The following is a 14222-nucleotide window of genomic DNA, read 5'->3' as shown; positions in this document are numbered from 1 at the left end:
AATAACTAGTCAGTATGCTAGCCTATTTTCTTTCAAATGCCTAACAAGGAGAAGTGATATAATGCCGTTAAGAGAAAACCTGAAAAAGGTTTTAATAATAGGATCGGGTCCTATAATAATAGGTCAGGCTGCGGAATTTGATTATTCGGGAACACAGGCCTGCGAGGCTATAAAAAAAGAGGGAATACAAACTGTTCTGGTAAATAGTAATCCTGCTACTATAATGACTGATAAAAATATTGCAGACAAGACTTATATAGAACCTTTAACTGTTGAATCACTAGAGGCAATAATAGGAAGGGAAAAACCAGATGGAATTTTAACTGGATTTGGTGGACAGACTGCCTTGAATTTGGCCATGGAACTTAATGAGATTGGGGTATTTAAAAAATACAATGTAGAACTTCTTGGAATAAAAACTGAATCCATAAAGAACGCGGAAGATAGAGAAAGTTTTAAAAATCTAATGAATGAGATAGATGAACCTATAGCTGTAAGTGAAATTGCTACAAATCTAGAAGAGTGTAAAGAGTTTTTAAATAAAGTCAGCCTTCCAATTATAATAAGACCTGCATACACCTTAGGAGGAACCGGGGGCGGTATTGCAAGTACTTATGAGGAATATATGGAAATATGTGAAAATGGATTGGAAGAGAGTCCTATAAATCAAATACTTCTTGAGCAAAGTTTAGCTGGGTGGAAAGAGCTAGAATATGAAATAATGAGAGACAAAAAGGACAACTGCATGGTAGTTTGTAATATGGAAAATTTGGACCCTGTGGGAATACACACAGGAGACAGCATAGTAGTAGCCCCATCTCAGACACTTAATGATAGAGAGTACCAGATGCTTAGAAGATCTGCTATAAAGATAATAAGGACCTTAAAAATAGAAGGTGGATGTAATATTCAATTTGCATTGGATCCTAATAGTAATAGGTACATGGTTATAGAAGTAAATCCTAGAGTAAGCAGATCCAGTGCACTGGCTTCAAAAGCAGCAGGATATCCTATAGCTAAAATTGCAGCTAAAATTGCTCTTGGATACACTTTAGATGAACTTAAAAATTATGTTACGGGAAATTCTAGTGCACTGTTTGAACCAGCTCTAGATTATTGTGTAGTTAAAATGCCTAAGTGGCCTTTTGATAAATTTAAAACTGCAAACAGGACTTTAAAAACTCAGATGAAAGCTACAGGAGAAGTTATGGCTATAGATAGAAGTTTTGAAAGCGCTCTTTTAAAAGCAGTTATAAGTTTAGAGGGAAAAATAATAGGGTTGAAATTAGATAAATTTGAAAATATGAGCAAAGATGAAATAATAGAAAAGATAAATAACCAGGATGATGAAAGACTTTTTGCTTTAGCAGAAGCTCTTAGAAAAGGAATGACTATAGATGAGCTTCATGAATTAACTAAAATAGATGAATGGTTCTTAGGCGGAATAGAAAACATAGTGAATATGGAAAATGAATTGACAGGTAATGTGCCAAATGTTGAAACCATTCAAAAAGCTGAAATCATGGGATTTACGGATGAATATATTTGTAAATTGATAGGTATGAAATTAGAAGATTTAAAGAAACTTAGAGAAGTAAATGGCATAAAATCCGTTTATAAAATGGTAGATACCTGCAGCGGAGAATTTGAAGCAAAAACTTCCTACTATTATTCTTGTTATGATTTAGAAAGTGACAATGTTGTTTCAAATAATAAGAAAATACTTGTAATAGGTTCAGGACCTATTAGAATAGGACAGGGAATAGAGTTTGATTACTGCTGTGTTAATGGTGTTTGGGCCATAAAGAAAGCAGGATATGAAGCTATTATTATAAATAATAATCCAGAAACAGTAAGTACTGATTTTGATATTTCAGATAAGCTGTATTTTGAGCCGCTTTATATAGATGACGTTATGAATGTCATAAATGAGGAAAAGGTAGATGGAGTTATAGTACAATTTGGAGGACAGACTGCACTTAATCTATCTAAAAAGTTAAATGACAGAGGAGTAAATTTACTTGGAACATCCTTTGAGTCTATAGATTTGGCAGAAGATAGGGAAAAGTTTAGAGTACTTCTTAAAGAACTTGACATAAATTCACCTGTAGGCGGATCTGTAACAAGCCTTGAAGAAGCAGATAACTTAGTAGCTGAAATAGGCTATCCTGTTATTGTTAGACCATCTTATGTAATAGGTGGTAGAGCAATGAAGGTTGTCTACAATTATGAAGAGTTGTGCAAATATTTAAAGGATGCAGTAAATTTATCTAAGGAACATCCTGTTCTTGTAGACAAATATATAGTTGGAAAAGAAATAGAAGTAGATGCCATATCAGATGGGCAAGATTTAATAATCCCTGGAATAATGGAGCATATAGAAAAAACAGGGGTACATTCTGGGGACAGTATAGCAGTATATCCAGCATCAGATTTACCGGAGAATGTACTTAAAAAAATAGAAGATTATACAGTAAAGATTGCCAAGAAGTTGAATGTTAAAGGACTTTTAAATGTTCAATATGCTTTTGACGGAGATAAGGTATATGTAATAGAAGTAAATCCAAGAGCATCGAGAACTGTACCTATTTTGAGTAAAGTTACTAATATTCCGATGGTAGAGATAGCTGTAGAAGTTATGTTAGGTAAAAAAATAAAAGATTTTCACTATAAACGGGATATGTATAAGTACAGCAATATTTACGCAGTTAAAATGCCTATATTTTCCAATAAAAAGTTATCTGGAGTAGATGTGGCACTAGGCCCTGAAATGAAATCTACAGGAGAAGTCTTAGGAGTGGATTTTGATAAAGATAAAGCCATATATAAAGCATTTAAAGCTTCAGGAGTTAAGATACTGCAAGAAGGAAATCTTTATGTTTCTGTAAATGATATAGATAAAAAGGATTCACTAAATGTAATCAAAAAATATGGAGAACTTGGATTTAGTATAAGTGCATCCAGCGGAACTTATAAGTTCTTAAGTGAAAATGGAGTAAAATGCAGTGAGCTTGATTTAGATACTGCAGTGGAATATATAAAAGATAAGAAAATAGATATAGTTATAAATACAGCCACCCAAGGATATAACACTATAAGGCAAGGTTTTATACTCAGGCATACAGCTTTAGCTCATGATAAAATAGTATTTACATGCTTGGATACAGCAAATGCCTACATTAATGCTATTTTAACGGAAAAAAATGGAGAAAATATAGAATACAGAACTATGGGTGAATATTTGCAGGAACCAGCACTTAGAAGTTAATAATTATATGGGCTTACAGTTAGAGAGTTAACTTATATAATATTATATAATGACAAATTTCATCATCATAAACAGAGTTCTTGGCATCAGATGGAGTTTTAAACTCCATCTGATGCTTAGAAATCGTTATCCAGGGACGTAGTCGCTCTTTACTCACACTTGCACAAGTGGGAGTATTAGAGCGAGTAGTCATCGGATAAAAACTTTTAATGAGTCTAAAGCTTGGTATTTTGAAAACCTAAAGGAACTTAGATAAACTCGTACCTCAGACATATCTAAGTTACTAAGGTTTTCTAAAATACCAAGCTAAGACTTATTTATAAAAGTTTTTAAGTATGATTTCAATTTTGTCATTATATTTCATGTATAAGATTAAATTTCAATTAAAGGCTATATATATGGATATTATAAGTTGATTCTTTGTTTAGAATTTATATAGGGCAATATTTGTCAGCATTATTTTTCTTCGAAGGTAGACTTAACTTGCCTTAAAAGTACCCTGATTGGAAGATGCTGCGGGCAATTATCCTCACATTTTCCGCAGGATATGCAGCAAGATGCTTTTGATTTTTTTGGCATATTATTATACTTATTAAATATAGACTCTTTACTTTTATACATAAAGTAATTATTATACATAGAAAAAATATTTGGAATATCCAAATCCACTTTGCAAGGGGAACAGTATCCACAGCGGGTGCATTTTATTTTCATAAGGGCATTGAATTTTTCTTTTGCCTGTTCTATTAAATCCATGTCTTCCTCAGAAATTGAATTAGGGAGAGATTTTGATGCTATAGATATATTTTCATTCACTTGTGCTAAAGAGTTCATTCCACTTAGTAATATTGACACTTCAGGATGATTTAGTACCCAGCTTAAAGCCCAGTCAACTGAACTTTTTTTTACTTTTGATTTATTGAATATGTTGTTTATATCTTCTGGAAGATTACCGGATAAAAGTCCACCTTTTAAAGGTTCCATCACAACTACAGATAAGCCTTTATCGGCTGCATATTCTAGTCCATCTATACCTGCCTGGTAATCCTCATCTAAATAATTAAATTGGATCTGGCAAAATTCCCAGGGAAATAAATTTATTATATGTTTGAAAGCCATTAAATTGTCATGGAAAGAAAAGCCTACATGATTAATTTTACCGTTTTCTAAGGCTTTATTTAAAAACTTAAAAACACCTAGGTTTTCCATTTTATCCATTCTGTCTTTGGTCATAGCATGGAGCAGGTAATAATCAATATAGTCTACATCAAGCCTTTTTAATTGTTCATTCAAATATTTATCAAAATCTTCATATTTTTCTACTAGCCATACAGGCATTTTAGTTGCAATTCTAACTTTTTTCCTGTAACCATCTTTAAGTACTTTACCTACTAAAACTTCACTATTTCCGCCGTGGTAAGGATATGCTGTATCTAGATAATTTACACCATTATCAATGGCATGCCTTATGATTTTTAGTGCTTCTTTTTCATTAATTTTTGAAGGATCGTTATTTATTATTGGAAGTCTCATGCATCCAAAACCTAAAGTAGATACTTTAAAACCATCTTTACAAAATTTCCTGTATTGCATAAAATATCCTCCTTAAAATATATTTATGGGTATAAATTTAACTTTCGACTATAAACTCTATAATAAGTATAGTACAGTGATAGTTCAGTTCTGTCAACGCAGTAAAATCATGCTATTATATGTTATAATGAATACTATGAACTAAGATATAGTGATATTTTTATACTTTAAAATTAGAATTATTATACAAAGATTTGTAAAAGATGGAGTGATTATTATGAGTTTAAAAACTGTATGTATAGATCCAATAAGAGAGGATTTGCAGGAATTTGATGAAGAGTACCCTACATTAGTAGAAGGGTCTATTTTTAACAGCAAAGGTTCTAAGCTTCTGGGTGTAATACATATTGCACAGGGAAGGGGACCACATCCTACTGTAATCTTATTCCATGGGTTTCCAGGATATGAGCAAAATTTTGATATTGCCCATGTTTTATTGAGAGCAGGATACAATGTGTTTGTATTTCATTATAGAGGAAGTTGGGGAAGTGAAGGATCTTATTCTATAGCTAATGTACTTGAGGATGCGGATTCTGCCATTAATTTTTTAAGATCACCGCATTATGCGAAAGAGTATAGAGTTGACGAAAAAAATATAATTTTGATAGGGCACAGTCTCGGAGGATTTGCTACCCTTATGACTGCAGCAAGACATCCTGAAATCAAATATGCAGCTTGTATAGCAGGATTTAATTTTGGACTTATGGGAGAAACGCTCTTAAAGGATAGTAATTTAAAAAAAGAAACTATTAAAACTTGGAAAGATTGGGTTTTGCCTCTTAATGGTATAACTGCAGAAAAAGTTGTACAAGAAGTTATAGAAAATAGAAAAGATTGGAATCTGATAAATATAGTAGAAAAATTAAAAGGACATTCTATACTTATAATTGGAGGAGCTAGAGATGACATCGCAACTATAGATGAACACTATAAACCACTTATAGGAGCTTTAAAAGAACAAAATGTTTGCTATAAAAGTGTAATTTTAAATACAGATCATGGATTTTGTGACAAAAGAATATCTCTCCAGAAAGAAGTGCTTAGCTGGTTTGAAAAAGAAAGAGTATAAACATTATAGAATTTTAAGTTAAAAAGTTAAAATAGGTTGACAAACTTCTTACAGTTACAAGTCTGTCAGCCTATTTTTTATAGCTTCTATACGAATGCATAATATAAATCTATGAACAACATAATATAAGTAGAGAACCCAAATCTTCGATTTGGTGTGAATCACTTACTCATTTGACTGATAAGGAGAAGGAGTTACACAAATTAGAACCCAAATCTTCGATTTGGAGTGAATCACTTACTTATTGACAAGGAGCCTATAGTATGAAAAAAAAGATAATTATAGTAGCACTATTATTGATTTGTGTATGTGTAAGCCCTGTGAAGGCATTGACAGATGACTATTATACCACAATGAAACAGGATATTTTGTGTCTTATGATGGCCTACCCGGAATATATTACAGATTTGGAAAAAGGTAATGATGGAAAGGTATATGTAGTTGCAAAGTCTGGTAAAAGAATTTTATATGATGATAAGGGTAGTAAAAGTTTTCAGCAAAAAATGTATGATACGGATCTACAGGACATGATGGAACAGTCCTATCCCATAGGTACCATAAATGGAGTAATGGAAAAAGATTTTGATCCTGGAAGAATTAGGACATATTCGCTTTTGAAGGAAGTTTATGGATGCGATAGAAAGGCTATAGAATCTAATCTTAAAATGGCTAATCTAGGATATAGAAGATTTCAGTTTAATGGAAATAACAATGCCTCTAAATCTCTTGAAAATGCAGTAAAAGAGTTGATGCCTATTTCTCAGAGAAATTCAAAGGTTTATAAGGCCTTGTTTCCTAGTAGTGGCACATTTAATTACAGGTGTATTTCGGGAACTAGTTTGCTAAGCCCCCATTCCTTTGGAATAGCCATTGATCTTGCTAGAGATAGAAGAGATTATTGGAAATGGGTGACTAAAGAAGAAGGAGATAAGAGAATACAGGAATACCCAAAAGAAATTGTAGATGCATTTGAAAAAAATGGCTTTGTATGGGGCGGAAAGTGGAGTCATTTTGACATTCTTCATTTTGAATACAGGCCAGAAATAATTTTAAAATCAAGATATTTTGGACAAAAAAATAGTAACAGTAAATTTTGGTATTCACAAGCACCCTACAATGATAAATTGGTAAATGGATATATTCAAAAGATAGATGAAAAATTAAAGTAGTAATAAATATGAAACCTTGGGTGAAATTCACAGAGTGATTATTATTTTAATTGGGAATAATAACTATGCAAAGTATATGATAATTCTACACAGTTAGTAAATTAATTATATGAGGAGTATGGTTATGAAAATTTCTCTAAAAAAAAGGTTTCTCCAAGTCATGGTGATCGCTTTGTTTATATTTCTAATATGCCCGTTTTGTAAGCCTAAAGGTGAAGAAATTAGCACAAAAGAAGAGGTTGCAAATTCTATACAAGATATATTCCAAAACAGGAATAAAGCTATATTAAATGGAGATTTAAAATTAATAGAAGGTAATTATGATAGAAGTACAAAATATGGAAAATGGGCTTATGAGCACGAAGAACAGAAGATGAAATATCTTAAAAATTGGGAAGAAAGGCAAGGAGTAAAGTTTACTGAAATTATGCCAGAGGTAATGATCAAGAGAATTAGAGGTAAGGATGATAAGTATTCTGTAAACTTAATATGTTCCACAAAATATAGTTATATATATGAAGATGATCCAGTAAAAGTTAACAGCTGCAAAATTGGGACGTCTCATGTTTTGAATATTTCAAAAAAAGGGGACAATTGGATAATAAGCAAGGAGTGGTATAAAGATCCTTTTGCTGATTCTCTAAATTTAGGAAATTTAAAAGTTGATGCTATAAATCAATATATAAAATCTCAACAAGCAAGAGATTTTTCTAATATGAACAATAGAAGAAAAGGAGCAGTGGAATATGCAGATAGGTACTGTGGGATAGCATCGGAGAAAGAGTATGGGTATAGCTACAATAGAAAGTATAGAAATTATAATTCCCAGGGAGGAGATTGCGCAAATTTTGCATCACAAATACTTCATGAAGGCGGTAAGTTTAGAAAAAATTCTGGTTGGAACTATGATGGTTCTGGAGCCACTAGATCCTGGCTAAATGCAGACGGATTTAAAAGTTATATGATATACAGTGGAAGAGCATCCCTAGTAGCCCATGGGAGTTATGAAAAGGTATATAAAGCTTCTTATAAACTTTTGCCTGGAGATTTTGTAGCCTATGAAAAGAAAGGAGACATAACTCATATTTCAGTAGTAACTGGAGCGGATTCTAAAGGATATTCTCTAGTAAGCTGCCACAATACAGATAGAAATAGAGTACCTTGGGACCTTGGATGGAGTGATAAAAATATAAAGTTTTGGCTAGTTCATGTGAATTATTAGAAAAGCTGCTGTATAGTGAATAAATATTTATTATACAGCAGCTTCTCTAACTAAGTAATATCATTTCATTGATGCTGTTAATTTAGTTCAAGTTTAATAGTACCTTTGGCTTTTATTGCTATACAATCAAGCTTAATATTTTTAGCATCTTCCTTTGAAATTGTTATAGTTTTGTTTGTTGGGTTTATCTTTTCAAATAATACTTTTTTATCATTGTAAATTTTTATAGATACATTTCCGCTTTTTATATTTGTATTTATTTTTATACTATAGCTAGTTTTATGAGAGGTTATTTTATACGATTCTATTCCATTAAAGAAATCAAAATCAGCTGCAAATATATTATTTTCAAAATTAGAACTCCAATATTTTTGATAGCCATTAAAATCCAATTCTTCAAATTGAAATTCATCTGTACTGTTAAAATTTAGTGAGTTATTGCTTGCAAAATTATTATTTTCACTAGAATTCATGTTGTACACAGAGCTGTGACCTTTGGCAGAATTTATTAAGTAATCCATAATGCTTTCATAGTAAGGTTTGGAATTGTAGTTATCACTATTTGGTTTTGCCTTAGAAATACCACTTGTTAACCCTACTGTTGTAAGAGCAGTGATAACTAAAATTCCACATATTATATTTTTTAAAGAATTTTTTTTATGTTTTGATATCATAGTAATTCTCCTTTTGATTTCGGAATTATTTACAGCCATAGGAGCTGAAGTAATTAGCGAAGGGGTGTCATTTTCTAATTGCAATATTTTTATAATTGTGTTTCCATAATTTATATTTCTATCTATGCCTAAATACCTAAGGGCATAAGCATCACAGGATGTTTCACAATCCTGTTTCATTTTATAAAAACCATATCGTATTATTGGATTGAACCAGTAAACAATATTTAAGATTATTATAATCCAGTTAATAAGTAAATCTTTTCTCTTTAAGTGACAGAGTTCATGTATTATAATATGTTTAAATTCATCTTCTGAAATATTTCCTATAATACTTTGTGAAATAAATATTGTAGGTTTAATTAATCCACATAAGCATGGGCTAATCGGTTTATATGGGTACATTAAAGATACACTTTTATTTATGTTCATTATATTTAGGCAGCTGTTCAATATGATATTAAGATTAGAAGACTTATCACTCATTGCATTTTTCTTTATAAATTGAATTTTCTTTATTTCATATAATGTATTAGCTATAAAAAACACCATTCCTAGTATCCATATATAAAACAGTACTGTTTTATAATTTATTTTCTTATTTAAACTCTCTACATTTTTACCATTATACGAATTATTAGGAGCAATCATATCTTGAGATTTATCTCTACTCATTGATTTAGATATATTATTTGCTTTTAAATAATTACTGGAGATAGTTTTTTCCTTCTCACTTACAGCATCAAATATGTTAAATATGCTTAAATTACTTTCAGGTCCATAGGGTATAATGAGTTTTATTATTAAAAGAAACCATATGAAATAATGGAATTCAGCTCTTAATTTTTTCTTTAACAGCATCTTTATTAAAAGTATTAGCATAACTAGTACGCTTCCGTTAAGTGATGCTATAAAGATAGTTTTTATTAAAGTTGACATATAAGCACCTCTTACTCATGCTTTTTATTTAAAATATCTTTCAGTTCTTTAATTTCACCTTCAGATAATTTTTTGTTCTCAACAAAATTTAATACCATTGAAATGACAGAGCCATTGAATATTTTATTTAAAAAAGAATTGCTTTCTGCATTTATATAATTTTCTTCCTGAACTACAGCATAATAGTAATATTCTTTACCTTCCTTGTTAAAGCCAATTACATTTTTCCTTAATAATCTATTTATTAATGTCTTTACGGTGTTAGGCTTCCACTTAGTTTTATCTGATAGTTGTTTTATAATTTTATTTGCAGTTATATTGGGATTTTCCCATATTATTTTCATAATAGTAAGTTCTGCATCTGAAATGCTTGGTATTTCCTTCATGGATATATACTCCTTCCATTTCTGTTTACACGTGTAATTTATAATTTAATATTACATCTGTAAACGGAAATAGTCAATGCATTTTTCATAACTATCAATTTTACACTGTTTAAAAACATGTATATGTGTTAAAGGGCTTATGTACTAATTAATTAGTGCAACAGCCCTTTAGAAATCTGTTTACATTCTATCCATTAAAGGAATATTTTCAGTAAATTTATTTACCACACTTTTTATATTGTTTTGGACATTTCCTATGGCTTTTGCTTTACCTACAGAAGAGTCTTCTGTGCCTTCTACCAGTATATAGTCAAACTTATTCACTCCTAAGAATTTAAATACATCTCTAAAATAGTCGATGGCATGATTAAACTTGGAATTAAATATTTTAGGATATACTGCTGCTGAAGATTGAATATAGACCATATTCCTCTTTTTATCATCTAAAAGACCTTTTATGTCTTCTTCAGAAATTTTAATTAATCTGTTATTTATTATAATACAATCTAAATAGGATTTAAGCCTTGCTGGGTAACTTACACTCCACATAGGAGCTGCAATAACATAAGTATCTGCACTTAAAAATTGATTGCATAGTTCATTTATCCTGTCTACTATTTTTTTATCTTCATCTGATAGGGTATTGTAATCATTTCCTGAAACTAATTCGGCCCTGCCTTTAAATATTCTATGATTTATTTCAGGAATATTTTCATTGTATAGATCCAGTTCTTCTACCATATAATCTGCATTTTTCGATAAAAATTCTTTTACAAAGCTTCTACCAACAGTTTTGCTGACAGACAAAGTTTCTGGTTTTGTATTTGCAGTTATATATAATAATTTTTTCAATTTATATACCTCCTAATTAAAAATATTTTAAGTGTTGTATATCTTCATTATATTTTTAACCTAATATCTTAATTTATGCTAGATCATAGAAGTGTATAAACTAATAAAATAGGGAAATGATATAAAAAGAATATATTTTACTATTTAAAAGAAAGATATACATGGAAGTGGGGAAAGATGTATGTTATTTAAATTAAGTAAAACTCAACAGATAACTGGTAATATATATGTGGTAAGATCACTCATTTCTAATTTTTTTATATATTCTGATTTCAGAACAACCATATGTTTTGATACAGGATTTATACCTTCCGTTGTAAATCGGGAATTAAAGAAAATAAATATTGAGCCTAAATCTGTATCCCACGTATTTTTAACTTACCCTAGTTTTTATCATGCAGGATGTATTAAATTGTTTAAAAATGCTGATATCTATTTTTCTGCTGAAACTTCTTTAAGAAAATCAGGAAAGGGTATGTTTTCTTGTAAAAGTGATGAAAATGAAAAATACAAAAAACTTAAAGATGGTGATGTAGTAGATGTAGATGGGATAAGAATAAAATCAATTGTATTTCCTAAACATAAATTAGGGTCTATATCATATATGGTTAATGATGATATTATCTTTATATAATACTGTGCTGGAAATTTACCTTTTAGAAATTAAATATTAAATAAAAAACATCCCTAGAGTATTTGTAACAATGCAAAAAATTTAGGGATTATTTTAGTTGTTTAAATATATATATTGACTTTACTACTCGTCTAGTGTATTATTATATCAGTACACTAGATGAACTACTTGTGGAGGTGATAAAATGGATGTTGAATTTGATTCCAATATACCAATATATATGCAGATAATAGACATTGTAAAGAGAAAAATAGTAAAAGAAGAATTGAAGCCAGGAGATAAACTGCTTTCTGTAAGAGAAATGTCCTCAAAACTAAAAGTAAATCCCAATACTATTCAAAGGGCTTATCAAGAATTAGAGAGAAATGATATTGCTTATAAGCAAAGAGGAACGGGTACTTTTATAAAGGAGGATATATCTATGGTAGAAAAATTAAAAGAAGAAATGGCTCAGAATATTATATATAGTTTTATAATAGGAATGAAGGAATTAGGCTTTTCTTCAGATGAGATAATAAAGATTGTAGAAGAAAAAGTACAGGGAGGTAAATAGATATGGAACCGCTGCTTAAAAGCACAGATTTAAAAAAAATTTATTTTAGAAAACAAGCTTTAGATGGGCTTAATTTAGAAATTCAAAAAGGGAAAATAACAGGACTATTAGGTCCTAATGGAAGTGGCAAAACTACTTTTTTAAAGATTGCAGCAGGAATATTAAGGCAGAGTTCAGGCGAAATACTTATAAATGGGAATAAGCCTGGCACAAAGACAAAAGCTGAAGTATCCTATTTGCCAGATAAGGATTATCTTTTTAAATGGATGAGGATACAAGATGCAGTTAATTTTTTTAAAGATATGTACGCAGATTTCGATGAAGATAAAGCTCAGGACATGTTAAAGTTTATGAATTTGGATCCAGATAGTAAAGTTAAGACTTTATCAAAGGGAATGAGCGAGAAATTATATTTAAGTCTAGTACTTTCAAGAAAGGCAAAGCTTTATATACTAGATGAACCTTTAGGGGGAGTGGATCCTACAACTAGAGAGAAAATATTAGATGCAATACTTGAAAATTATACGGAAAATAGTTCTGTGCTTATAACCACACATCTTGTTAGCGATATTGAGAGATTGTTTGACGATGTGGCTTTTATATCTGAAGGAAAAATAGTACTCTTTGGAAATGCAGAAGAACTTAGAAATGAGAGAAAAATGTCAATAGATGAAATATACAGGGAGGTGTTTAAGTAATGTTCAAATTGGTGAAATATGATCTTCAAGGGTATTTTAAAGATTTTTTGATTATGATATCCGCCATAGTAATTTTAAATGTAGCATTATTTACTAGAGTAAATGTTTGGAATTCAGGATCAATATTAGCTTTAAATATGGCTATAGGATTTGCAGCAGAAATTATAGTTGTCATATGGAATATAAAATTATTTAGCCGTGATATACATGAAGATACTTCCATTTTACTTTTTACCCTTCCTAAGAGTGGAAAAAATATATTAATGAATAAAATCGTAACAGCTCTTATACAAATGGCTATAGTACAATTTGTTATATTTATTTTTACAGCTATGTGGATTCAAATATTTAAAGTTGTTCAAGGTGGGGTAATTGATATAAAAATAAGTTTTTTACAATTTATAAAAAGTGTGAGTCCTAAATTTGCATTATTTACTTTTTTGGCCATTTTAGTTATATACGTTACTTTTTTGCTTACAGTATATATTTCTATAACTTTAAGTAAAGTGGCAATAAAGAATAGAAAATTTGGTAAGCTTGGATCTTTCATCATATTTGTAATTTTATGTATAGTACAGGGAAAGATAGCTGAAATTTTTTCTGAGGCGTTTCCTCAGACATTTAAACTAAAAGTATTGAATTTAGATATACCTTCTGTTAATCCAAATAACATAGTAGCTAATGGAATTGACATTAATATAGTCTCAATTTTTGTATCTGTAGCAGTACTTATAGGATTATTCTACGCTACAGCATATCTTATAGAAAATAAATTGGATTTATAGAGTTTGCAGCTTGAAAGTTAACATATACAAATCATGTAATGACAATTGAAAGCACTATAAAAACTTTTGACAAGTCTAAAGCTCGGTATTTTGAAAATCTAAGAATCTTAGCTAAACTCGTGCCTCAAACAATATCTAAGCTCCTAAGATTTTCTAAAATACCTCGCTAAGACTTATGGAAAAGTTTTTAAAAGTGTTTTCAATTTTGTCATTACATTTTATGTATAAGTTTAAATTTCAATTAGAAACTTTATATAGGGTTTCTAAGTGATAATTTAACTTATACTAGGAAACTTCTAGCATAAGCTAATGAATGAATCTTAGCAAAATTAGAATTAAGTTCGTCAAAAAGAATTTTAATATCTGATACTAATTCCCAT

At 30.1% G+C, this 14222-nt stretch carries 12 protein-coding genes; 8 read left to right on the top strand and 4 right to left on the bottom strand.

Annotation, left to right across the window (positions count from 1 at the left end):
- Positions 1-61 precede the first annotated feature (61 nt).
- The gene (gene carB / locus CLRAG_RS01735) at positions 62-3268 is read left to right on the top strand and encodes a carbamoyl-phosphate synthase (glutamine-hydrolyzing) large subunit (protein ID WP_065076794.1); all 3207 of its coding nucleotides are present in this window, start codon (positions 62-64) and stop codon (positions 3266-3268) included.
- Between the two features lie 456 nt (positions 3269-3724).
- Here carB and CLRAG_RS01730 read toward each other — a convergent pair whose 3' ends face one another.
- A complete protein-coding gene (locus CLRAG_RS01730; RefSeq protein ID WP_065076793.1) occupies positions 3725-4861 on the bottom strand; it encodes an aldo/keto reductase in 1137 nt (378 codons plus the stop codon).
- A gap of 217 nt (positions 4862-5078) precedes the next feature.
- On the opposite strand from CLRAG_RS01730, the gene CLRAG_RS01725 reads away from it, so the two are divergent.
- From CLRAG_RS01725 to CLRAG_RS01715, 3 genes are all read left to right on the top strand, one after another.
- Positions 5079-5930, top strand: coding sequence for an alpha/beta hydrolase family protein (locus CLRAG_RS01725; protein ID WP_065076792.1), 852 nt, complete (start codon positions 5079-5081; stop codon positions 5928-5930).
- 263 nt (positions 5931-6193) lie between these two features.
- On the top strand, positions 6194-7099 hold the full coding sequence (locus tag CLRAG_RS01720) for a M15 family metallopeptidase (RefSeq protein ID WP_065076791.1): 906 nt from the start codon (positions 6194-6196) through the stop codon (positions 7097-7099).
- A 124-nt stretch (positions 7100-7223) separates the two neighbouring features.
- Positions 7224-8321 carry an amidase domain-containing protein gene (locus CLRAG_RS01715; protein ID WP_154104923.1) on the top strand — a complete coding sequence of 366 codons (1098 nt, stop codon included), beginning with the start codon at positions 7224-7226 and terminating at the stop codon, positions 8319-8321.
- 77 nt (positions 8322-8398) lie between these two features.
- On the opposite strand, the gene CLRAG_RS01710 is transcribed toward CLRAG_RS01715, so the two are convergent.
- The 3 genes from CLRAG_RS01710 to CLRAG_RS01700 all read right to left on the bottom strand — a co-directional run bounded on the left by CLRAG_RS01710 (position 8399) and on the right by CLRAG_RS01700 (position 11172).
- The gene (locus CLRAG_RS01710; RefSeq protein ID WP_065076789.1) at positions 8399-9934 is read right to left on the bottom strand and encodes a M56 family metallopeptidase; all 1536 of its coding nucleotides are present in this window, start codon (positions 9932-9934) and stop codon (positions 8399-8401) included.
- A gap of 11 nt (positions 9935-9945) precedes the next feature.
- On the bottom strand, positions 9946-10320 hold the full coding sequence (locus CLRAG_RS01705; protein WP_065076788.1) for a BlaI/MecI/CopY family transcriptional regulator: 375 nt from the start codon (positions 10318-10320) through the stop codon (positions 9946-9948).
- Between the two features lie 180 nt (positions 10321-10500).
- Positions 10501-11172: an FMN-dependent NADH-azoreductase gene (locus CLRAG_RS01700; RefSeq protein WP_065076787.1), complete on the bottom strand. Its 672-nt coding sequence runs from the start codon at positions 11170-11172 to the stop codon at positions 10501-10503.
- A gap of 181 nt (positions 11173-11353) precedes the next feature.
- Between CLRAG_RS01700 and CLRAG_RS01695 the strand changes: the two genes are divergently transcribed.
- The 4 genes from CLRAG_RS01695 to CLRAG_RS01680 all read left to right on the top strand — a co-directional run bounded on the left by CLRAG_RS01695 (position 11354) and on the right by CLRAG_RS01680 (position 13842).
- Positions 11354-11806: an MBL fold metallo-hydrolase gene (locus CLRAG_RS01695; protein WP_065076786.1), complete on the top strand. Its 453-nt coding sequence runs from the start codon at positions 11354-11356 to the stop codon at positions 11804-11806.
- Between the two features lie 184 nt (positions 11807-11990).
- Positions 11991-12359 carry a GntR family transcriptional regulator gene (locus tag CLRAG_RS01690; protein WP_065076785.1) on the top strand — a complete coding sequence of 123 codons (369 nt, stop codon included), beginning with the start codon at positions 11991-11993 and terminating at the stop codon, positions 12357-12359.
- 2 nt (positions 12360-12361) lie between these two features.
- Positions 12362-13057 carry an ABC transporter ATP-binding protein gene (locus CLRAG_RS01685; protein ID WP_065076784.1) on the top strand — a complete coding sequence of 232 codons (696 nt, stop codon included), beginning with the start codon at positions 12362-12364 and terminating at the stop codon, positions 13055-13057.
- Complete coding sequence (locus CLRAG_RS01680) at positions 13057-13842, top strand: hypothetical protein (protein ID WP_065076783.1); 786 nt, start codon at positions 13057-13059, stop codon at positions 13840-13842. Before CLRAG_RS01685 ends, CLRAG_RS01680 begins: the two co-directional genes overlap by 1 nt.
- The last annotated feature ends 380 nt before the right edge of the window (positions 13843-14222 follow it).

This window comes from Clostridium ragsdalei P11 (assembly GCF_001675165.1).
Lineage (GTDB): Bacteria > Bacillota > Clostridia > Clostridiales > Clostridiaceae > Clostridium_B > Clostridium_B ragsdalei.
Note: the sequence above shows the minus strand (reverse complement) of the source record. Positions and strands in the feature narration are given on the sequence as shown.

Bases quoted from the DNA above. Each gene is read 5' to 3' on its own strand.
- CLRAG_RS01730 (WP_065076793.1), bottom strand. From the start codon at position 4,861: ATGCAATACAGGAAATTTTGTAAAGATGGTTTTAAAGTATCTACTTTA.
- CLRAG_RS01690 (WP_065076785.1), top strand. From the start codon at position 11,991: ATGGATGTTGAATTTGATTCCAATATACCAATATATATGCAGATAATA.
- CLRAG_RS01680 (WP_065076783.1), top strand. From the start codon at position 13,057: ATGTTCAAATTGGTGAAATATGATCTTCAAGGGTATTTTAAAGATTTT.
- CLRAG_RS01725 (WP_065076792.1), top strand. From the start codon at position 5,079: ATGAGTTTAAAAACTGTATGTATAGATCCAATAAGAGAGGATTTGCAG.
- CLRAG_RS01720 (WP_065076791.1), top strand. From the start codon at position 6,194: ATGAAAAAAAAGATAATTATAGTAGCACTATTATTGATTTGTGTATGT.
- carB (WP_065076794.1), top strand. From the start codon at position 62: ATGCCGTTAAGAGAAAACCTGAAAAAGGTTTTAATAATAGGATCGGGT.
- CLRAG_RS01705 (WP_065076788.1), bottom strand. From the start codon at position 10,320: ATGAAGGAAATACCAAGCATTTCAGATGCAGAACTTACTATTATGAAA.
- CLRAG_RS01695 (WP_065076786.1), top strand. From the start codon at position 11,354: ATGTTATTTAAATTAAGTAAAACTCAACAGATAACTGGTAATATATAT.
- CLRAG_RS01710 (WP_065076789.1), bottom strand. From the start codon at position 9,934: ATGTCAACTTTAATAAAAACTATCTTTATAGCATCACTTAACGGAAGC.
- CLRAG_RS01685 (WP_065076784.1), top strand. From the start codon at position 12,362: ATGGAACCGCTGCTTAAAAGCACAGATTTAAAAAAAATTTATTTTAGA.
- CLRAG_RS01715 (WP_154104923.1), top strand. From the start codon at position 7,224: ATGAAAATTTCTCTAAAAAAAAGGTTTCTCCAAGTCATGGTGATCGCT.